Source organism: Paracoccus alkanivorans, from assembly GCF_003697785.1.
Lineage (GTDB): Bacteria > Pseudomonadota > Alphaproteobacteria > Rhodobacterales > Rhodobacteraceae > Paracoccus > Paracoccus alkanivorans.
Map to the genome: position 1 here is coordinate 419,647 of NZ_QOKZ01000003.1, position 19,372 is coordinate 439,018.

Here is a 19,372-nt window from a genome sequence, read left to right on the forward strand (position 1 = left end):
GAGAGACAAGAGGGAACATGACCATGAAAAAGGCTCTTATCGCCTCCACCGCGCTGGTTCTGACCGCCGGCTATGCCGCTGCCGACGTCACCATCTCGGGTTACGGCCGGACCGGTGTGATCTATCAGGAAAGCGACGATACCCGCACGAACGAAACGCAGATCGTTTCGCGCCTGCGCATGAACATCGACGCGTCGACCACCACCGACCAGGGTGTCGAGTTCGGTGGCCGCATTCGTCTGCAGTGGGACCAAGGTGAAGAAGGCGCGACGGAAAGCCCCGGCCTCCTGTATGTGACTGCCAACGGTCTGACCGTTTCGGTTGGTAACGTCGGCACCGCTTACGATGAAGCCGGCCTGATCTACGCAACCGAACTGGGCGCTTTTGACCGTTCGGTTGGCGGTAACTCGCTTGGCGACTTCTATGCGTTCAACACCGATGGCTACGATCGTGGCGACCAGGTTGGCGTTGCCATCGAATATGCCGTTGGCGATCTGACGGCTCGCGCCTCCTATATCGATCCCGACCAGAGCGGTTACTTCGAAGACGACGCCGATGACGGTGTTATCAATGGCTATAGCGGGTTTGAAGAAGAGTTCGGCGTTTCGTTCGACTATGTCTGGAACGAGCGTCTGGAACTGTCGCTTGCCGCGGTTCAGAACGGTGCCGGCATCGAGGACAACGACCAGTACTTCGTCGGCGCTCGCTACGCGATCAACGATGCTGCCCGTATCGGCTTGAACTACATCGACAACGGCGACGACCGTGCCGAGTTCTTCGATCCCAACGCGGACGGCTCGAACGACTACGATCTGGGCAACACGATCGCGCTGTACGGTGACTACACCCTGGCCGATGGTCTGACCAATATCGAAGCCTATATCGCCAACAATGACGGTGACTGGGCCAGCAAAGAGTCCGACAATGCCTTCGGTATTGGCGTGAACTACGATCTGGGTGGCGCTCGTCTGGGTGCTTCGATCCAGCGTGACTATGACGAAGATGTCACCGCCGACATGGGTGTTCGCTTCGACTTCTGATCGAAACGATCATCGCGGATTTAAAGAGCGGGCCTTGCGCCCGCTCTTTTCTTTCTGTTTTGTCCTGTCATGGAACTTGAAGACATCAGGCGCCGCATCGCTGCGGCAGAACAGGCTGCGGGGCGCACAGCCGGCTCGGTGACACTGATCGCCGTCAGCAAGGTGCAGCCTGCCGAGCGGGTAGAGGCCGTGCTGAACGCGGGGCAGCGCATTTTCGGCGAGAATTACGTTCAGGAAGCACAGGGTAAATGGCCCGGATGGCGCAATCGCTTCGATGGCGTCTCGGTTCATATGATAGGCCCGTTGCAGTCGAACAAGGCCAAGGCCGCGGTGCAGCTTTTCGATGCCATTCACACGCTGGATCGCATATCGCTGGCGCGCAAGCTGGCCGCGCAGATCGCCGAACAGGGCAAGAAGCCCGAACTGTTCATCCAGGTCAATACCGGGGAAGAGCCGCAAAAGGCGGGCGTATTGGCGGATGACCTGCCCGGATTCCTGGCATCCTGCCGGGAACTTGGGCTGTCGGTGCAGGGGTTGATGTGCATCCCGCCGGAAAGCGAGGATCCGGTGCCGCATTTTCGCATGTTAAGACGGTTGGCGCGGGACAACGGCCTTGCAGGGCTGTCCATGGGGATGAGCGCGGATTTCGAAACCGCCATTGCCGAAGGTGCAACGCATGTCCGTGTCGGCTCGGCGATCTTCGGTGCGCGGAATTACTCCTGAGGCGGGTTTCCGGTCATCTGGCCGGACAGGAATGTTCCAGATGCTGACAGGTCCCATCATCCGATGAACCGGACGCTGATGACGGAATAACCTCACAGGCCGAGATAGGCCTCCCGAATACGCGGATCGGCAATCAGTTCGGCAGCGGGGCCGGAAATGATGATATGGCCGGTTTCCATCACATAGCCCCGATCGGCGATCCTGAGTGCGCCGTAAGCGTTCTGTTCAACCAGCAGAACAGTGACATCCCGGTTTTTGAGCTCTGTCACCACCTCGAATATCTGTGCCACCAGCAGAGGGGCCAGCCCCATCGAGGGCTCGTCCAGCAGCAGGCAGGAAGGACGGCCCATCAGCGCACGGGCAATCGCCAGCATCTGCTGTTGCCCGCCCGACAGGCCACCGGCTGCGAGATTGCGCTTTTCCCTGAGGATCGGAAACAGCGCGAATGCTTCGGTCATATCCCGGTCGACCCTCTCGTCGCTGTGCAGATATGCCCCGAGCCGCAGATTCTCTTCGACGGTCAGGTTGGTAAAAATTTGCCGCCCCTCGGGTGATTGGGCCAGCCCGTGCGCCAGACGCCGATGCGCGGGAACGGAGTTCAGGCTTTCGCCGCGAAAGACGATACGGCCATCGCTGACCGGTTGTGTGCCCGACAGGCATTTCAGCAATGTCGTCTTGCCTGCGCCATTGGCGCCGACAACGGTGACGATCTCGCCCGATTTCACCTCCAGGTCGATGCCATGCAGAACCTCGATCCGGCCATAGCGCGACCGCAGCCCCTCAACCGTCAGCATTCGGCCTCCTCCTCCTGCCCGGCGCCCAGATAGGCGGCGATGACCTGCGGATCGCGGCTGACCGTGGCCGGGTCGCCCTCGGCGATCTTCTCGCCATGATCCAGCACGATGATGTGGCTGGATATCCGCATGACCAGCTTCATGTCATGTTCGACCAGCAGAATCGCGATGCCCGAGCCGGCCAGTTCCGTGATCAGGTGGTCGATCTCTTCGGTCTCGACCGCGTTGCAGCCCGCTGCAGGCTCGTCCAGCAACAGAATCTTCGGGTTCAGGGCCAGTGCACGCGCGATCTCCAGCCGTTTCAACGACCCGTAAGAAAGACTGCCGGCCTGTTGCCCCTCGGTTTTGTCCAACCGCACGCGCTCCAGCAAGGCCCGTGCCCCGTCCCTCGCGATCGTGGCACGCCTGCGCATCGATGGCAGCGACAGCAGATCCGCCCAGATTGGGCCGCGCTCTTGCAGGTGATATCCGGCCAGGACATTGTCCAGAACGGTCATCTCCTGAAAAATCTGCAGGTTCTGGAATGTCCGCGATAACCCCTTTTCGGCCAGCCGATGCGGTGCCTCGCCTGTCACGTCCTCGCCATTCAGGCGGACCGCGCCACGCCCCGGTCGATAAATACCCGAAATCATGTTGAACAGAGTCGTCTTGCCCGCACCGTTCGGGCCAATCACCGAGACGATCTCGCCCGGCTTGACCGCGAAACTGACGTCGTTCACGGCCATCAGGCCACCAAAGGCAATGCCCAGCCCGCTCACTTCAAGAAGACTCATTCTCCCTTCCTCCCGATCCGGCGGCCGATGGAGGGCAGCAGCCCCTGCGGCAGAAAGATCATCACCAGGATCATCACAGCGCCCAGAACGAGTTGTTCATATTCGGCGAATACGGTCAGCAATTGCGGCAGAAATGTCAGGATCGCGGCACCCAGTATCCCGCCAAAGACCGAGCCGACGCCACCCAGAACCGCCATTGTCACCATCTCGATGGAATGCATGAAACCGGCAACATCCGGCGTGATGAAGCCGTTTTGCAGCGCCAGCAGGGAACCCGCGATGGATGCGTAAACTGCCGAGATGACGAAGGCGCGCAGCTTTTGCCGGGCAATGTCGATTCCAACGGTCGAGGCCGCGATCTCGGATCCATGCAGCGCGCGCATCGCGCGACCCGAGGGGCTGTCAAGCAGGTTCAACGCGACCCATGCACCAATCAGCAGAGCGATCCCGCTGACGCCATACCACATCTCGCCCCCCGACAGCCGCCAGCCCAGCTCGCGCAGCATGGCGCGCAGGCCGAGATCCTCGACCGACATGCCGTCGGGCCCACCGGTCAAGGCGCGTTCGTTGGTCAGCACCATCGACATGAGGATACCAAAGCCCAGTGTCGCAACCGCGAGGTAATAGCCCTTCAGCCGCAGAATAGGCCGTCCGATCAGCAGCGCGACAACGCCCGAAATCAGCGCTCCCAGCAGCATTGCCAGCCCCGGATGCAATCCCAGATGCTGGGGTGCGAGCGCGCATGCATAGGCTCCGATTCCGGCGAACCCGGCATGACCGAGGCTGATCTGACCAGCATAGCCGATCAGGATCACCAGCCCTACCACCGACAATGCGTTGACGAAGATCAGCGCGCCGACGCGGTAGTAGTAACCCGACGGAAAGAACAGCGGCAGCAATACGATCAGCGCCGCCAGCACGCCGAGCTGGAGCCATTTGCGACGCCCCGCCATCATACCCGCTCCGTCGATGACTTGCCGAAGATCCCCTGCGGCATGACGAAAAGCACGGCGAGGATCACGATGAAGGCAACCGCGTCCTTGTATTGCGAGCTCAGATAGCCCGCCGTCAGCGCCTCCAGCAGGCCCAGCATCAGCCCGCCGACAAGCGCGCCCTTGGGGTTGCCCATCCCGCCCAGCATCGCGGCGGCAAATCCTTTCAGCGCGAGCGCTACCCCGACGTCATAGCTGACCAGAGTGATCGGTGTGATCAGCACGCCCGCCAGCGCCCCGATGGCCGCGGACAGGCCGAAAGACAGTGTCATGATCGCGCCGGTGTTGATACCGACAAGCTGCGCCGCGATGCGGTTATTCGCGGTCGCCAGCACCGCCTTGCCGGTCAGTGTGCGGGTAAAGAACAGCCAAAGCCCGGCGAACACCACCAATGCGCCACCGGTTACCCACAGGCTTTGCGGCAGGATCGTCGCGCCCATGACCCGGATCGGATCGTCACCGGAAAAGGCCGGAAAGCGATGCAACTGTTTGTCAAAGATCAATTGCGTCGCTCCCCGGATCAGGATCGAGGCGCCGATGGTGATGATGATCACTGACACGACAGGGGCACCGCGCGCAGGTTCGATCGCCAGCTTGTTCAGTGCCACGCCGATTGCCGCCGTGACGATGATCGCCAGCACCGCTGCCAGGGCAAGCGGCAATCCGGCCTGATGTGCAAAGACGGTGATCATACCGCCCAGCATGACGAATTCGCCCTGGGCGAAATTCACCACGTCCGAAGCGTTGTAGATGATCGTGAAACCAAGCGCGACAAGCGCATAGACCGCGCCGACCGTCACGCCGGAAAAGATGAATTGCAGCAGGGCGTCCATTGCGGCTCCCGGGCGTCAATGCGTGGTCAAGACCCGGCCGGGTTCGCCTCGGCCGGGCAATGGATCAGTCGACCTGTTTCCAGCCGCCATCCGTGATCTCCAGCATCCGGAAGGCGCTTTGGTCCAGGCCGAGGTGATCCTCGGGCGTGAAGGTATAGGTGCCGGTCGTGCCGACGAAGCCCGATGTCTGCTCCAGCGCGTCACGGATTGCCGAAGGATCTTCGCCGCCCGCCCGCGCGATCGCGTCGGTCATTAGCGCCATGGCGTCATGGGCGTAGCCCGCGAATGTCGACGGGTCCTGATCGTATTTCGCCTTGTAGGCCGCGATATAGTCGGTCACGACCTGATATTGTGGATCGTCCTCGGACAGAAGATCGCCGATCAACAGCGCGGTTCCGGGCAGGCGCACCCCTTCGGCGGCTTCCTTTCCCGTCAGTTCGATGAAGGCGTTCGAGGCGACGCCATGGCTTTGATACAGCGGGATCTCGAAACCGAGCTGCGCGACATTGCGGGTAACGATGGCGGGTCCTTGGCCAAAGCCGGGATTGAGCACGGCCTGCACACCCTCGGTGTCGCGGATGCGTGTCAGTTGCGGGGTCATGTCGGCGTCCTGCGGGCCGTAGGTCTCGTCGGCGAGGATCTCGATGCCGTGATCGCCGGCGACCTCCTTGCACTGCGCCTGCATGGATGCGCCGAAACCGTCGGTGCCCGAGATCATGCCGATCTTTGAGATCCCCTGTTCCTGCATGTCGGCAAAGATTTTTTCGCAAGCCATGCGGTCGGTATGCGGCGTCTTGAAGACATATTCGCGCACCGGGTCGATGATCGAAATGGCTCCGGCCAGCGAGATGAAGGGGATCCCCTCATCTTCGGCCACATCCAGGATCGACATGGTGGTGCCGGTGGTCGAACCGCCTATGATCGCGACGACTTCGTCATCCTCGACAAGACGCGTGGCAAAGGTGCGCGCCTTGTTCGGATCGCCACCGTCGTCATAAAGCGTGAGGGCGATTTCCTCGCCATTGATACCACCCGCTTCATTGATCAGCTCGACCATCATCTCGAGTGTCTTGCCTTCGGGGTCGCCTAGAAAGGCTGCCGGGCCGCTGGCCGATACGCTTGCGCCAAGCCGGATCTCGGCCTGTGCCGCACCGGTCAGGGCGGCAAGTGCCATGACACCGGCAAGCGGCATGTTGATGGTGGTATTCATGTTCCTCCTCCTCGTCGAAAATGGCGCCGTCTGCTCTTTCACGCCGGAACTGTGCCGACGACGCGGAAATCTGCAAAGCCTCCCCCCGGCTCTTTTCGTATCATTGACCGACCGGACGGTTTATGCAACAGTAAATCTCATCGACCCTTGTGGAGAGAGGGTCCCGGAGGAGCAGATGACCACATCCGATACAGTCCTTGCAGCGCTGGAATCCGGCGTGCTGAAACTGACGCTGAACAGGCCTGACAAACTGAATTCCTTCAATGAAGAGATGCATGTCGCCCTGCGCGTGCAGCTTGAGCGCGCCCACCGGGAGGATGCGATCCGCGCCGTGTTGCTGACTGGGGCGGGGCGCGGGTTTTGCGCCGGACAGGATCTTGGAAATCGCGATCCGCGCAAGGGCGGGCCGAAACCCGATCTGGGCCACACGCTCCAGACTTATTACAATCCGCTGTTGCGGCTGATTCGGTCATTGGACAAGCCGGTGATCTGTGCGGTGAACGGTGTTGCCGCCGGTGCAGGCGCCAATATCGCCATCGCTTGCGATATCGTGCTGGCCGCGAGATCGGCAAAATTCATACAGGCATTCGCGAAAATCGGCCTGATCCCCGACGCGGGCGGCAGTTGGTCGCTGACGCGCATCCTGGGCGAACCGCGTGCCAAGGCGCTGACCCTGACCGCCGAACCGCTTCCTGCCGAAACTGCCGCTGAATGGGGGCTGATCTGGAAAGCGGTCGAGGATGATGCGCTGATGAACGAGGCGACCTCGCTGGCCGAAAAACTGGCCGCAGGCCCGACCCTTGGCCTTGGATTGACCAAGCGGCTGATCCAGGAGGCCGCAACCAACGATCTTGACAGTCAGCTTGACCGCGAGCGTGATTGTCAGCGTGAGGCCGGGCTTAGCGAGGATTACGCGGAAGGGGTCACGGCCTTTCTCGAAAAGCGCGAGGCGGAGTTCAGGGGGCGATGAAAACCGCATCCCGGATGACCCCGCAGGAACTGGCCGAAGCCTCTGCCCACGCGATGTGGAAGGATGATGCCGCCAGCCAGAAACTTGGCATGAGCCTGGATCATGTTGCCCCGGGCGAGGCCGTTCTGTCGATGAGCGTTACCGAGGCGATGTCGAACGGCCATGGAAACTGCCATGGCGGCTATATCTTCACATTGGCCGATTCCGCCTTCGCCTTCGCCTGCAACAGTTATAACCAGATGACCGTCGCGCAGCATTGCTCGATCACATACCTGATCCCCGGACGCATCGGCGACCGGTTGACCGCTACCGCGCGGGAAATATCGCGCAGCGGGCGCTCGGGCATCTACGACATCCGCATCACCAACCAGGACGGCATGCAACTGGCCGAATTTCGCGGCCATTCCCGCACCGTCAAGGGCACTCATCTGCCGGTCGAGGACTGACCGCACCGGAATTTGCAAGGGAGGAAACCATGCAAGACCTGACACCGTCGCCCAAGGACCTCGACCCGATCGAGATCGCTTCGCGCGACGAGATCGCAGCTTTGCAGCTAAGCCGCATGAAAAGCTCGCTCAAGCACGCCTATGAGAACTCGCCCTTCTATCGCCAGCGCTTTGACGAGCATGGCGTGCATCCCGACGATCTGAAGACGCTGGCCGATCTGGCCAGGTTTCCCTTTACCACCAAGCAGGATCTGCGCGACACCTATCCGTTCGGGATGTTCGCCGTTCCGCAGTCCCGGCTTGTTCGGGTCCACGGCTCGTCCGGCACCACCGGCAAGCCCACCGTGGTCGGTTATACCGCTGCCGATATCGACCACTGGGCCGATCTCGTCGCCCGTTCGATCCGTGCCGCCGGAGGACGCCCGGGCGACATGCTGCATAACGCCTATGGCTATGGGCTGTTCACCGGCGGACTCGGCGCGCATTACGGCGCCGAGCGGCTTGGCTGCACGGTCATCCCGATTTCGGGCGGCATGACGGCGCGGCAGGTAACGCTGATCGACGATTTCAAGCCGCGCATCATCATGGTCACGCCCTCTTACATGCTGTCAATTCTCGACGAGTTCCGCCGACAGGGGCTCGACCCGCGCGAATGTTCGCTTCAGGTGGGAATTTTCGGTGCCGAGCCATGGACCAACGCCATGCGCGAAGAGATCGAACAGGCCTTCGACATGCATGCCGTCGATATCTATGGCCTGAGCGAGATCATGGGGCCGGGCGTGGCGCAGGAATGCGTCGAGACCAAGGACGGGCTGCATGTCTGGGAGGATCATTTCTATCCCGAGATCATCGACCCGCAGACAGGCGAGGTGCTGCCCGATGGAGAGATGGGCGAACTGGTCTTTACCACGCTGACAAAGGAAGGGCTGCCGATGGTGCGATATCGGACCCGCGACCTGACCCGGCTATTGCCCGGCACGGCGCGCTCGATGCGCCGGATCGAAAAGATCACCGGGCGCAGCGACGACATGATCATCCTGCGTGGTGTGAATGTCTTTCCAACACAGATCGAGGAGCAGATCCTGAAATGCGCGGGTCTTGCCCCGCATTTCCAGATCGAACTGATCCGCAAGGACCGCATGGATGCAATGACCGTGCATGTAGAATGCACTGCCGGCCGGGCGGAGAAAGAGGCACGTCTGACCGCCGCCAGGGAGCTGGCGCATCACATCAAGTCCGTGGTCGGTGTCTCGGCCGATATCGAGGTTCACGATCCCGGCGAGGTTGCCCGTTCCGAGGGCAAGGCCAAGCGAGTGGTCGACAATCGCCCCGGATAGCACCCGCCGGGGTGGCAAAGCCCATGGCCCGGGGATAAGGGGAGGCGCCCCGCCTGTCTTTGGGCCGCAAGTCAAAGGAGCCGTCTCGCCCATGGCAAGGACGCGAGCAGATGATTTCGAGGAAAAGCAGCACCAGCTTTTGCTGACTGCTGCGCATGTCTTTGCGACGCAGGGCATGGAGAAGGCCTCCATGTCGCAGATCGCCTCGGAGGCGGGCGTGTCGAAATCGTTGCTGTATCACTATTACCCGTCGAAGGACGCATTGATATTCGCCATCATCCATACCCATCTCGTGGAACTGGATCTGGCGCTGGAACGGGCTGCCAACCCCGATCTTCCCGTCGCGCGGCAGCTTGAGATACTGGTTCTCGCGATGCTTGACGCATATCGGGGCGCGGACGAGCAGCACAAGGTCCAGCTCAATGCCGGCCCGGCCCTGTCGGATGAGCAAAGATCGCAAATCCTCGAAGTCGAGCGGCGTATCGTCAAACGGTTCTCGGCGATCATACGCGAGATTCATCCCGTTCTCGACAGGCCGGACCGTCCGCTACTGATGCCAGTCACCATGTCGTTGTTCGGCATGCTGAACTGGGTTTACATGTGGTTTCGCGACGGCGGCCCGGTCAGTCGTGAGGAATACGCCAAGGTCGCAACGACCCTGATTCTCGAAGGCGTCAAGGCCGTTCGCTGACCATTTGCGTCCCGCGATGGCCGGGGGCCTTGCGCCCCCGGACCCCCGCAAGGTATTTGCCCAAAGAAGAAGCCCTGCCGTTTCGCCGGAACTCATCACGCTTCCGGCGGCCATGTCCTGGCGACCATGGTCAGCACGTCGTATTGGGCAACCACCTCGCCCTTCTGGTTGGTCACGCGGCAGTCCCAACGTACCTCGCCGTAATCGGCATTCTCGCGCGGGTTCATCTCCTTGCAGGTCAGTTGAACCGTCAGGCTGTCTCCGAAATAGACCGGCGTCAGGAAGCGCAGGTTGTCCACACCGTAATTGGCCAGCACCGGGCCCGGATTCGGTTCGACGAACAGCCCTGCCGCGAAAGACGCGATCAGGTAGCCATGCGCGACGCGATCCTCGAAGAACGGGTTTGCTTTGGCCGCATCGCTGTCCATATGGGCGTAAAATGTGTCGCCGGTGAACTCGGCGAAATGCTCCACGTCCTCTTGGGTAATGGTGCGGGCAGGGGTGATGATCTGATCGCCTATCCGCAGCTCGGCCAGGGATTTGCGGAACGGGTGATCGTCGGAGCGGGCAGGCGCGCCGGGAACCCATTGCCCGGTCACGGCGGAAAGCAGCCGTGGTGTCCCCTGTATGGCGGTGCGCTGCATGAAATGCTTTACCCCGCGCATCCCGCCCATTTCCTCACCTCCGCCGGCGCGTCCGGGTCCGCCATGCACCAGTGGTGCGAGCGGCGATCCATGGCCGGTCGAGCTTTTGGCGGAATCGCGGTTGCCGAGCATCACGCGGCCATGGAACGACGCTACGCCCACGACCAGTTCGGCCGCGATATCGGGATCGTTGGTGAATACCGAGGAGACTAGCGAGCCCTTGCCCTTGCGGGCCAACGCCACCGCATCCTCGATACCATCATAACCCATGACCGTGGCGACCGGGCCGAAAGCCTCGATCTCATGCGGCGCTGTTGCGGCAAAGGGATCAGTGCAATGCAGCAGCACGGGATTCATGAAAGCCCCCATGGCCGCGTCACCCGATACCAGCGTCACCTGGCCGGGATCGCCGCTGACGATTTCGGCATCGCGGGCGATCTGGGCGATCTTTTCGCGCACCCCGTCCCGGTCGCCCGTGGATGCCAAGGCCCCCATGCGTGCCGCCTGATCGTCGGGAAGCCCCACGGCGGTTCTGGACAGTTTTTCTGACAGCGCCTCGATCACTGCCTGTTCATGCCGTGCGGGCACCAGGATGCGCCGGATGGCGGTGCATTTCTGACCCGCCTTCGAGGTCATTTCGCGTTGCACCTCCTTTACGAACAGGTCGAATTCCGGTGTGCCCGGCCCGGCATCCGGCGCGAGAATGGCGGCGTTCAGGCTGTCGGCTTCCATCGTGAAACGCACCGAATTGGCGAGTATGGCAGGATGGCTGCGCAGTTTTTGTCCTGTCGAGGCCGAGCCGGTGAACGTCATCACATCCTGCCCGGTGAGGTGATCCAGCAGATCACCCACACCGCCGCAGATCAGTTGCAGTGCGCCATCGGGCAGGATTTGCATCTCCAGTATCCGCCGCACCACCAGTTCGGTGAGATAAGCGGTTTGCGAGGCGGGCTTGACCAGGCAGGGCATGCCGGCGATCAGCGCGGGCGCGATTTTCTCCAGCATACCCCAAACCGGAAAGTTGAAGGCGTTGATATGGACCGCTACCCCCCGCAGCGGCGTCAGGATATGCTGGCCGACAAAGCTGCCATCGCGTGACAGTTGTTCGACCGCACCCTCGGTCAGAACCTTCGTGTTGGGCAGTTCGCGCCGCGCCTTGGAGGCGAATGTCAGCAGCGTGCCGATACCGCCCTCGATATCGGGCCAGCCGTCCTTGGGAGTGGCGCCGGTGACAAGGCTTTCGGCGTGGAACTCGTCCTTCATCCCCATCAGTTTTTGGCCGATGGCCCTCAGCATCAGGGCTCGCTCGTGAATTGTATGCCGGCGGAGCGCATTGCCACCCGTCTCGCGGCCCCATTCCAATGCGCCGGCAAAGTCGAGCCCCTCCGAAGAGATCACCGCATGCGTCTGGCCCGTCGCGGCATTTGCCAGCGGCTTGCCCGCGCCGGCGCCAGCACGCCACGCGCCCTGCACATAGCTTTCCAACCGTCGCGCCGTGCGTCCGTGATCCAGCATCTGCTATCCTTCCTTCAGTTCAGTCCGAGCGGGGTCAGCAGCGCCTCTGCCTCGGCGCGCCATGCCCGGCGCAATGTCTCGTTGTCGTCGTGCCGCAGTCCAAGGGCCTTGAGCCGATCGAAACGGTCTGACTGTGCGGGACCGAAGGTCTCGGCTACCCGAGGCATCCAGTAGGCGACCGAAGCCGCCGCCTCGCCACGGCCAGTCACGACGATCCGTTCCAGCCCTTCGAGGCCCAGTTCCATGTGGCGGCGTTCGCGCGGCAGGATATCGCGCAGCACCTCGGCCAGAGGCTGATAGGAACAGCGTGCCAACTCACCCACCGCATGCAGCGTCGCCGAGCCCATCAGCACGTTCATCACCACCGCGTCGGTCCAGCCGGTCAGCGGATAATGGAATACCGACAGGCGCATGTCCCCGCCATGACGGCGGGCATCGACCAGCGTGTCGCGGGGCCCACGGGCCGCCCAGTCATGTGCCTGCTCGTAACGGGCCTTGTCAGTGCCGAAACCTTCCATCAGGTCCAGGACGCGTTCGGCATGATCGGTCTTTTCCAGCGTGATCCGGCTGGCGGCAATGCGTTCCTTGATGCCGGGCGCCCAGTTGATTGCTGCGGCGAAGCCGGCCGATCCGGCCAGCTCGCTGTCCACGAAAGAGGACATCAGCCGCAGCAACTCGCCGCGATAGCGCGGCGGCACGTTTTCCGGCGAGGTCAGTTTGCCGCCCTGTGCGAGGTAATCGGCGATCGGCATGGTATCCGGGTCATTCGTCATAGCTGAGCACCAGTTTGTCAGACAGCGGGATACACTGGCAGGACAGGACGTAACCCGCCCGGACCTCGTAATCCTCCAGCGCGTGGTTCACTTCCATCTCGACCTCGCCCTCCAGCACCTTGGCGCGGCAGGTCGAACAGACCCCGGCCTTGCAGGAATAGGGCGCGTCCATGTTGTTCTGAATGGCGGCGTCCAGAACCGCGGTGCCATCCTTGGGCATGCGGAAGCTGCGGGTCGTGCCGTCCAGCGTCACCGACACCTCGCAGCTATTGGCCGAAGATGCCGCCTGTTGCGAGACCGCCCGCTTTTTGGCGCGCCCCGGTTGCGAGGAGGCGAAAAGCTCGAACTTGATCTGGTCGTCGCTCAGCCCGTGCTGGCGCAGGCTTTCGGCGATGATCAGCATCATCGGCTCGGGTCCGCAGATAAAGGCGGTATCGACGCTTTCGGCATCGATCCACATGCGGAACAGCATCCGCATCTTCTCGGCGTCGATGCGGCCGGTGAACAGATCTATCTCCTGCCCCTCGCTTTCAAGGATATGCACGATCGATAAGCGGCCGAGATAGAGGTTCTTGAGATCCTCCAGTTCCTCGCGGAACATGATCGAGCTGGTCTGGCGATTGGCACAGACCAGCGTGAAATTGGCCTTCGGTTCGCGCGCAAGGACCGTCTTGACGATCGACAGAACCGGCGTGATCCCCGAACCGCCCGCAAAACCCAGATAGGTTTTCGCCTTCTCCGGCTGGATCGCGGTAAAGAAGCGCCCCTGCGGAGGCATCGCATCCAGTATGTCGCCGGATTTAAGCGCTTCATTGGCCCATGTCGAAAAGGCCCCGCCTTCGACGCGCTTGATGCCCACGCGCAGGCAGCCCTCGTCCAGACCGGCGCAGATCGAATAGGAGCGGCGCAGTTCCTCGCCGTCGAAATCGCGACGGAAAGTCAGGTATTGACCCTGCGTGAATGCGAAAGCCCTCGCATCTGCGTCGCGCGGCCTCAAGGTGATCACCACGGCATCGCGTGTATCCTTGCGAATGTCGGTCACTTCAAGAGGGTGAAAGCGGGGCATATCTGGCCTCCTGTCCGGACTTCCGAGGCGTGCGGCCTCAGTGGCATTTGAAATAGTCGAAAGGTTCCAAGCAGTCCTTGCAGCGGTAGCTGGCCTTGCATGGAGTGGAGCCGAACTGGCTGATCCGCTCGGTATTGGCCGACCGGCAGCGGGGGCATTCGATCATCAGGTTCGACCGTCCCGCCAACCGCGCCGCCCGCGCGATGGTCCGCCCGTCGGAGGCTGTCCCGTCAACCGGGGGAGCGATGCCGTATTCGCGCAGCTTGTCACGGCCTTCCTGCGTCACCCAATCTGTCGTCCACGGAGGCGAAAGCCGCCGTTCCAGCCGCAGCTTCCTTACTCCGTGTTCGCGCAGATGGCTTTCGATGGCCAGATCGATCACCGCTGTCGCCGGGCAGCCGGAATAGGTCGGCGTTACCGCGACAACCAGCGTGTCGCCGTCCCACCGGATATCGCGGACGATGCCCAGATCGGTCACCGAGATCACCGGGATCTCGGGATCGGGCACCTCGCCCAGCCAGTTCCAGACCTGGTTGACAGATGGCAACGTGACGGACATGGCGGCTACCAGCTTGCGCCCGGATAGGCGCGCTGCAGGAACTGCATCTCGGCAAGGATATAGCCCAGATGTTCGGTATGCCGGCCCTGCTTGCCGCCCTGGTGCACGTCGAACCGGGTTTCGGGCTTGCGCAGCGTGGCCTCGTCCAGCACCTCGTTTACATTGCGCTCCCATGCCGCCTGCAAATCGGCCAGAACCGGGGCAATTCCGACCTTGGCCATCGCCTCGTCCACGGCGTCCGCCGTAAACAGTTCGCCCGTATAGGGCCAGAGCCGGTCAAGGGCATCCTGCATTCTGTGATGGCTTTCCTCGGTGCCGTCACCCAGCCTGACGATCAGGTCCGAAGTTCGCTCCAGGTGATAGCTGACCTCTTTCAACGCCTTGGCGGCGATCTCGGCCACGCGGGGGCTGCCGGATTTTGCCAGCGCGGTCAGCATCTCGAAATGCCATGCATCGAACAGGAATTCCCGCATCAGCGTCAGCGCCATGTCGCCGTTGGGCAATTCGACCAGCTTGGCGTTGCGGAATTTCATCGCGTCGCGCAGAAAGGCCAGATCATCAGCCGAGCGCCCCTTGTCCTCGACCTCGGCAGCCAGGCCCAGCCACATCTGCGTGTGCCCGATCAGGTCCAGCGCGGTGTTGGCCAGTGCGATATCCTCTTCCAGCACCGGGCCATGACCGCACCATTCCGAAAGCCGATGCCCGAGGATCAGCGTGTTGTCACCCATCCGGCACAGCCAGTCGAAGAAGGCGGGCTTCAGTTCGGCATCCGCCAAATGCGGATCATCTGGCCGGGCTGCGGTCTCCTGCGCGCTTATGTCGGCAAGCGCGGTCATCACATATGTCCCACTTCATCGGGGATGTCGAAAAAGGTCGGGTGGCGATAGACCTTGCTTTCCGCCGGATCGAAAAGCGGTCCCTTTTCCGAAGGCGCCGAAGCGGTGATATCGGTGGATTTAACCGCCCAGATCGAGACCCCCTCCTTGCGGCGGGTATAGACGTCACGGGCGTTGTTGATCGCCATCTCGGCATCCGGCGCATGCAGGCTGCCCACATGGCGATGGTTCAGCCCGTGCTGACCCCGGATAAAGATTTCCCATAGCGGCCATTCCTTTTTGGACATCGGTAGCTGCTCCCCTTACTCGGCTGCGAGGGCGGCGGCCCTGCGGGCTGCGGATTTCTCGGCATAGGCGGTCAGGCCATCGCGGAACCATGCGCCCTGTTCCCATGCATTGCGGCGAGCCTCCAGCCGTTCCCGGTTGCAGGGGCCGTTGCCTTTCAGCACCTCGAAGAACTCTTCCCAATCGGGTTGCGCGAAATCGTAATGGCCGCGCTCGTCGTTCCATTTCAATGTCTCGTCAGGAACGGTCAGGCCCAGGTATTCTGCCTGCGGCACCGTCTCATCGACGAATTTCTGGCGCAGTTCGTCATTGGTGTTCATCTTGATCTTCCACGCCATGGACTGCGCGGAATGGACCGAGTCCTTGTCGGATGGCCCGAACATCATCAGCGCCGGATACCAGAAGCGGTTGAGCGCGTCCTGTGCCATTTCCTTCTGCTCGGGCGTGCCCTGCGCCATCTTCATCATGATCGCGTAGCCTTGCCGCTGGTGGAAACTTTCCTCCTTGCAGATGCGGATCATCGCACGGCTGTAGGGGCCGTAAGAGGTCCGTTGCAGCGGCACCTGGTTCATGATCGCTGCGCCATCCACCAGCCAGCCGACAGCGCCCATATCGGCCCATGTCAGCGTCGGGTAGTTGAAGATGGAACTGTATTTCATCGCGCCTGAATGCAGCTTTTCCATCAACTCGTCGCGGCTGACGCCCAGTGTCTCGGCGGCGCTGTAAAGATACAGCCCATGCCCCGCCTCGTCCTGCACCTTGGCCAGCAGGATTGCCTTGCGCTCCAGCGTGGGTGCGCGGGTGATCCAGTTGCCTTCGGGAAGCTGCCCGACGATCTCGCTATGGGCGTGCTGGCCGATCTGGCGGATCAGTGTCTTGCGATAGCCTTCGGGCATCCATTCCTTGGGCTCGATCTTTTCGCCCCGGTCGATGCGTTCCTGAAAGGCGCGCTCTTCGGGAGACATGTCCTCAAGGGATTTCATGCCTTCCGACTTTACCATCTGTGCATACATGCCGTGCCTCCCGTTTCAGATCCGTTCGAGGGTGGTCGTGATCGTCCCGCCACCGGCCTTCATGTGCCACGTGCCGCCGGGCAGCCCCGCGGCGGAAACCCTGCTCAATTCTACCACATCCGCCCGATTCATGCGCGGCACGCGATAGTGACCAGCAGGCATGCGCTGCAAGGCGTCCGTCATGTGGCTTTCCTCCGTGGAATCACAGGTGAAGATCAATTCACCGACCGATCGGTCACTAATATAGCGCAGAAAACATCACTCGTGAATACTATTTTCAAGATTTAGTGTGATGCTTTTCGATGCGAGAATATTATCATACAGAACAAGCCATTGACGCCTATGCGATTCGCAGGCTGGCCAGCCTTGCATCGGTTTCGGGGGTCGATGCAGCCAGATTCCCCTCAGAATCGGCAAAGCTCTCTCCCACGTGACGGTCCGCTGCCCGCGATAGTGCAAGGTAGATGTCGCGAAACACTTTCCGGGCCTTGTTTGCTGGCCAGTCGGCAGGCAGTGCCTCGGCGGGCAGACGGGGATCGGTCAATGCCGCGTGGCGATACTCGTCCACCAGCCGCAGTCGCAGCGCCAGCGCTTCGGCGCCGGTCAGCGCGCCTGTCCGGCCTTCGTCCCTAATCGGCGCGAAACGTGTCAGGAAACGGCGATAGCTTCCCGCGATCTCTTTCAGTGGCCAGTATCGTTGGGCAAAACCCGCCATGTCCCGCGACCCCGAGACCACCTGTGCCTCCATGACCGGACCATTGGGCAGGGTGGTGTCGTCATGATGAGGCGCCGCGATGAACGCGTCGCCAAGCTGGACCCAACCGGGCGGTATCGGTCCGGAACCGTTGCATGGTGCCAGCAGCCAACCCCTTGCCGGGGCGGGTGGATCAAACAGGATACGCGCGGCCCGTCGGAACTCGGTCTGCCCGGCATTGGAAAGACGATAATAACTTTTCCTGCCGATCCGCTGCCCCTCCAGCCGTCCGGCGCTGACCAGCCGCCAGACGGCGGTTCGCACCAGGCTTTCGCTGATGCCGTGCCGGGCACAGCATTCGATCAAGGTGCCCATCCACAAGACACCGCCACGTGGGTCGACCACATCGCCATAGATCGTCACGATGAAGGAGGAGGCCCGGGGCGGATCGTTTTCGAATACCGCACGTGTCGAATCGCCCCGCTCTTGTTTCATGTCACACCGATCAAGAAATCCCGCCCAGGATTGTAAGATGCCCGGGCGGGATTGTCAGCACTTCGGCATGACGGCCCTAGCCGCGCCCCGCCATCAGGCGCAGGGGGGTATAGGTGATGACGGTCTCGCCGCGTTGATTGACGATACGGTTGCGGGTTCTGACCAATCCGCGCCCGGCCTTTTTCGCGGGCCGCAACTCGGTGACCTCGATTTCGACATGGATCGTGTCGCCCTGCAATACCGGGGCCTCGACATTCATCTCCATATGCAGAAAGGCCAGCCCAGTTCCTTGCGCGGCGGCGTTCAGCACCAGCCCCTCGGCCAGTGACAGAACCAGCGCGGCGGGCGCGGGCCTGCCCGGAATGGCGGAATGCGCGGCGCGAAACTCGGCATCGACGAAAAGGGATTCCAGCATGCCCGCCGAATTCACGAAATTGACGATATCCGTTTCGGTGATCGTGCGACCAAAGGTTCGAAAGCTGTCGCCAAGCTTCAGGTCGTTCCAGTAAAAACCCTCACCAAGCAATTTCATATGCCGCTCCTTTCATTTGTCGCCTGACAGACCACCACCCGGCCGGTGCCGGATGGCGGCGACCCTGTATGGATCAGTTGGATGAAGCGGCTGCGTTCCCCCCGGCCCCATGCTTGGCCAGAGCGTCCCGGAAAGCTTGCAGCACCTCGGTTCCCGGAAGGCCGCGCCCGTCCAGATCCTTGGCCCATTTTTCGCCGATGGTGGACATACGCTTGCCGATCTCGGTTACGTCCTCTTCCGGAAGCGAAACGAATTTCACTCCCGCGTCCGCCATGGTCTGCTTGTCCTCAAGATCAAGCTCCTCGGCTGTTTCGCAGGCCGAGCGGATAACCTCTTCGGCGGCATCCGTCATGGCTTTCTGGATTTCGGGCGAAAGCTGGTTCCAGCGATCCTCGCTGATGACATAGCTGGCCACGAAAGAGCCGAAATTCATGCCCTGCGTGCCATAGGCCAGCGCCGGTTCAAGTTCGTATGGAAGAACACTGGAATGCGGGAACAGCACGCCGTCAATGGTGCCACGGGTCAGGGCTTCGCGCGTCTCGGGCGCCGGAATATTGACGGGCGTCGCATCCATCAACTGCACCGCGATTTCCTTGGTCCCGCCGGTCGCCCGCAGTTTCATTCCCTTGAAGCTGTCGATATCGGTAATTTCCTGCTTGGCGGTGAGTATCTGGTAAGGGGACAGAACCATCACCAGCAGCATGCGCACGCCTTGCGGCGCCAGTTCGGCCTCGTCCAGCACGCCGCCGGGTTTGGCGATGGACCAATAGGCCTCGGTTCCCTGGCAGGAAGAGTTGAACGCCTCGGGCAGTTCGCCGACCGCCGCGAGCGGCAGCTTGTCGGCGACATAGGAGACGCCGACATAACCGATATCCACGGTATTTGTCTGCGCCAGCGACAGAAGATCCTTGGATTTGCCAAGTTGCTCTGCGGGGTAGTATTCGAATTCGACCTCGCCGCCGGTCAGTTCGGTGACCTTGTCCATCCAGACCTTGGTCATGTTTTCGGCGATATAATGACCTACTGGGAAACTATCCGCGACTCGCAGGGTCTCTGCCATGGCGAATGACGGGATGGTCAGGGCCGTAGCCATTGCGGCCAGTACCGCAGGCGTATTTTTTCCGGTATTCATTGCATTCCTCCTCCTGTTG

General features: G+C 61.7%; 22 protein-coding genes. 6 read left to right on the forward strand and 16 right to left on the reverse strand.

Annotated features, from left to right (window positions below; genetic code table 11):
- The first annotated feature begins 17 nt into the window (after positions 1-17).
- Both C9E81_RS10235 and C9E81_RS10240 read left to right on the forward strand, forming a co-directional pair.
- Entirely contained in the window at positions 18-1,040 is a 1,023-nt protein-coding gene (locus C9E81_RS10235) for a porin (protein ID WP_147457585.1), read from the forward strand.
- Positions 1,041-1,109: 69 nt separating this feature from the next.
- Complete coding sequence (locus tag C9E81_RS10240) at positions 1,110-1,763, forward strand: YggS family pyridoxal phosphate-dependent enzyme (protein WP_122112217.1); 654 nt, start codon at positions 1,110-1,112, stop codon at positions 1,761-1,763.
- Between the two features lie 92 nt (positions 1,764-1,855).
- Here C9E81_RS10240 and C9E81_RS10245 read toward each other — a convergent pair whose 3' ends face one another.
- The 5 genes from C9E81_RS10245 to C9E81_RS10265 all read right to left on the reverse strand — a co-directional run bounded on the left by C9E81_RS10245 (position 1,856) and on the right by C9E81_RS10265 (position 6,365).
- Positions 1,856-2,557, reverse strand: coding sequence for an ABC transporter ATP-binding protein (locus C9E81_RS10245; RefSeq protein ID WP_122112218.1), 702 nt, complete (start codon positions 2,555-2,557; stop codon positions 1,856-1,858).
- A complete protein-coding gene (locus tag C9E81_RS10250; protein ID WP_122112219.1) occupies positions 2,551-3,330 on the reverse strand; it encodes an ABC transporter ATP-binding protein in 780 nt (259 codons plus the stop codon). The genes C9E81_RS10245 and C9E81_RS10250 overlap by 7 nt, the downstream gene beginning before the upstream one ends.
- On the reverse strand, positions 3,327-4,283 hold the full coding sequence (locus C9E81_RS10255) for a branched-chain amino acid ABC transporter permease (RefSeq protein WP_122112421.1): 957 nt from the start codon (positions 4,281-4,283) through the stop codon (positions 3,327-3,329). The genes C9E81_RS10250 and C9E81_RS10255 overlap by 4 nt, the downstream gene beginning before the upstream one ends.
- Positions 4,283-5,155 (reverse strand): branched-chain amino acid ABC transporter permease, encoded by an 873-nt coding sequence (locus C9E81_RS10260; protein ID WP_122112220.1) that lies wholly within the window; start codon positions 5,153-5,155, stop codon positions 4,283-4,285. Before C9E81_RS10260 ends, C9E81_RS10255 begins: the two co-directional genes overlap by 1 nt.
- 64 nt (positions 5,156-5,219) lie before the next feature.
- Entirely contained in the window at positions 5,220-6,365 is a 1,146-nt protein-coding gene (locus C9E81_RS10265; RefSeq protein WP_122112221.1) for an ABC transporter substrate-binding protein, read from the reverse strand.
- 175 nt (positions 6,366-6,540) lie between these two features.
- On the opposite strand from C9E81_RS10265, the gene paaG reads away from it, so the two are divergent.
- From paaG to C9E81_RS10285, 4 genes are all read left to right on the forward strand, one after another.
- A complete protein-coding gene (gene paaG, locus C9E81_RS10270) occupies positions 6,541-7,335 on the forward strand; it encodes a 2-(1,2-epoxy-1,2-dihydrophenyl)acetyl-CoA isomerase PaaG (protein WP_122112222.1) in 795 nt (264 codons plus the stop codon).
- A 14-nt stretch (positions 7,336-7,349) separates the two neighbouring features.
- Positions 7,350-7,781 carry a hydroxyphenylacetyl-CoA thioesterase PaaI gene (gene paaI / locus C9E81_RS10275; RefSeq protein WP_208021157.1) on the forward strand — a complete coding sequence of 144 codons (432 nt, stop codon included), beginning with the start codon at positions 7,350-7,352 and terminating at the stop codon, positions 7,779-7,781.
- Positions 7,782-7,810: 29 nt separating this feature from the next.
- Positions 7,811-9,118: a phenylacetate--CoA ligase PaaK gene (gene paaK, locus C9E81_RS10280; RefSeq protein ID WP_122112224.1), complete on the forward strand. Its 1,308-nt coding sequence runs from the start codon at positions 7,811-7,813 to the stop codon at positions 9,116-9,118.
- A gap of 91 nt (positions 9,119-9,209) precedes the next feature.
- Positions 9,210-9,809, forward strand: a complete 600-nt coding sequence (locus C9E81_RS10285) for a TetR/AcrR family transcriptional regulator (RefSeq protein WP_122112225.1) — start codon at positions 9,210-9,212, stop codon at positions 9,807-9,809.
- Between the two features lie 95 nt (positions 9,810-9,904).
- Here C9E81_RS10285 and paaZ read toward each other — a convergent pair whose 3' ends face one another.
- The 11 genes from paaZ to C9E81_RS10335 all read right to left on the reverse strand — a co-directional run bounded on the left by paaZ (position 9,905) and on the right by C9E81_RS10335 (position 19,353).
- Positions 9,905-11,968 (reverse strand): phenylacetic acid degradation bifunctional protein PaaZ, encoded by a 2,064-nt coding sequence (paaZ, locus tag C9E81_RS10290; protein WP_122112226.1) that lies wholly within the window; start codon positions 11,966-11,968, stop codon positions 9,905-9,907.
- 14 nt (positions 11,969-11,982) lie between these two features.
- A complete protein-coding gene (locus tag C9E81_RS10295; protein WP_122112227.1) occupies positions 11,983-12,741 on the reverse strand; it encodes a Phenylacetic acid catabolic protein in 759 nt (252 codons plus the stop codon).
- On the reverse strand, positions 12,731-13,807 hold the full coding sequence (gene paaE / locus C9E81_RS10300) for a 1,2-phenylacetyl-CoA epoxidase subunit PaaE (protein WP_122112228.1): 1,077 nt from the start codon (positions 13,805-13,807) through the stop codon (positions 12,731-12,733). The genes C9E81_RS10295 and paaE overlap by 11 nt, the downstream gene beginning before the upstream one ends.
- 37 nt (positions 13,808-13,844) lie before the next feature.
- Entirely contained in the window at positions 13,845-14,366 is a 522-nt protein-coding gene (gene paaD, locus C9E81_RS10305) for a 1,2-phenylacetyl-CoA epoxidase subunit PaaD (protein ID WP_122112229.1), read from the reverse strand.
- A 5-nt stretch (positions 14,367-14,371) separates the two neighbouring features.
- The gene (paaC, locus tag C9E81_RS10310; RefSeq protein ID WP_122112230.1) at positions 14,372-15,202 is read right to left on the reverse strand and encodes a 1,2-phenylacetyl-CoA epoxidase subunit PaaC; all 831 of its coding nucleotides are present in this window, start codon (positions 15,200-15,202) and stop codon (positions 14,372-14,374) included.
- The gene (gene paaB / locus C9E81_RS10315; protein WP_122112231.1) at positions 15,202-15,489 is read right to left on the reverse strand and encodes a 1,2-phenylacetyl-CoA epoxidase subunit PaaB; all 288 of its coding nucleotides are present in this window, start codon (positions 15,487-15,489) and stop codon (positions 15,202-15,204) included. Before paaB ends, paaC begins: the two co-directional genes overlap by 1 nt.
- A gap of 15 nt (positions 15,490-15,504) precedes the next feature.
- The gene (gene paaA, locus C9E81_RS10320; protein ID WP_122112232.1) at positions 15,505-16,500 is read right to left on the reverse strand and encodes a 1,2-phenylacetyl-CoA epoxidase subunit PaaA; all 996 of its coding nucleotides are present in this window, start codon (positions 16,498-16,500) and stop codon (positions 15,505-15,507) included.
- Positions 16,501-16,515: 15 nt separating this feature from the next.
- On the reverse strand, positions 16,516-16,683 hold the full coding sequence (locus C9E81_RS22885) for a hypothetical protein (RefSeq protein WP_166461874.1): 168 nt from the start codon (positions 16,681-16,683) through the stop codon (positions 16,516-16,518).
- Positions 16,684-16,840: 157 nt separating this feature from the next.
- Complete coding sequence (locus C9E81_RS10325) at positions 16,841-17,689, reverse strand: PaaX family transcriptional regulator C-terminal domain-containing protein (RefSeq protein WP_122112233.1); 849 nt, start codon at positions 17,687-17,689, stop codon at positions 16,841-16,843.
- A 76-nt stretch (positions 17,690-17,765) separates the two neighbouring features.
- On the reverse strand, positions 17,766-18,221 hold the full coding sequence (locus C9E81_RS10330; RefSeq protein WP_122112234.1) for a MaoC family dehydratase: 456 nt from the start codon (positions 18,219-18,221) through the stop codon (positions 17,766-17,768).
- 73 nt (positions 18,222-18,294) lie between these two features.
- Positions 18,295-19,353, reverse strand: a complete 1,059-nt coding sequence (locus tag C9E81_RS10335; RefSeq protein ID WP_122112235.1) for a TRAP transporter substrate-binding protein — start codon at positions 19,351-19,353, stop codon at positions 18,295-18,297.
- Positions 19,354-19,372: the final 19 nt, after the last annotated feature.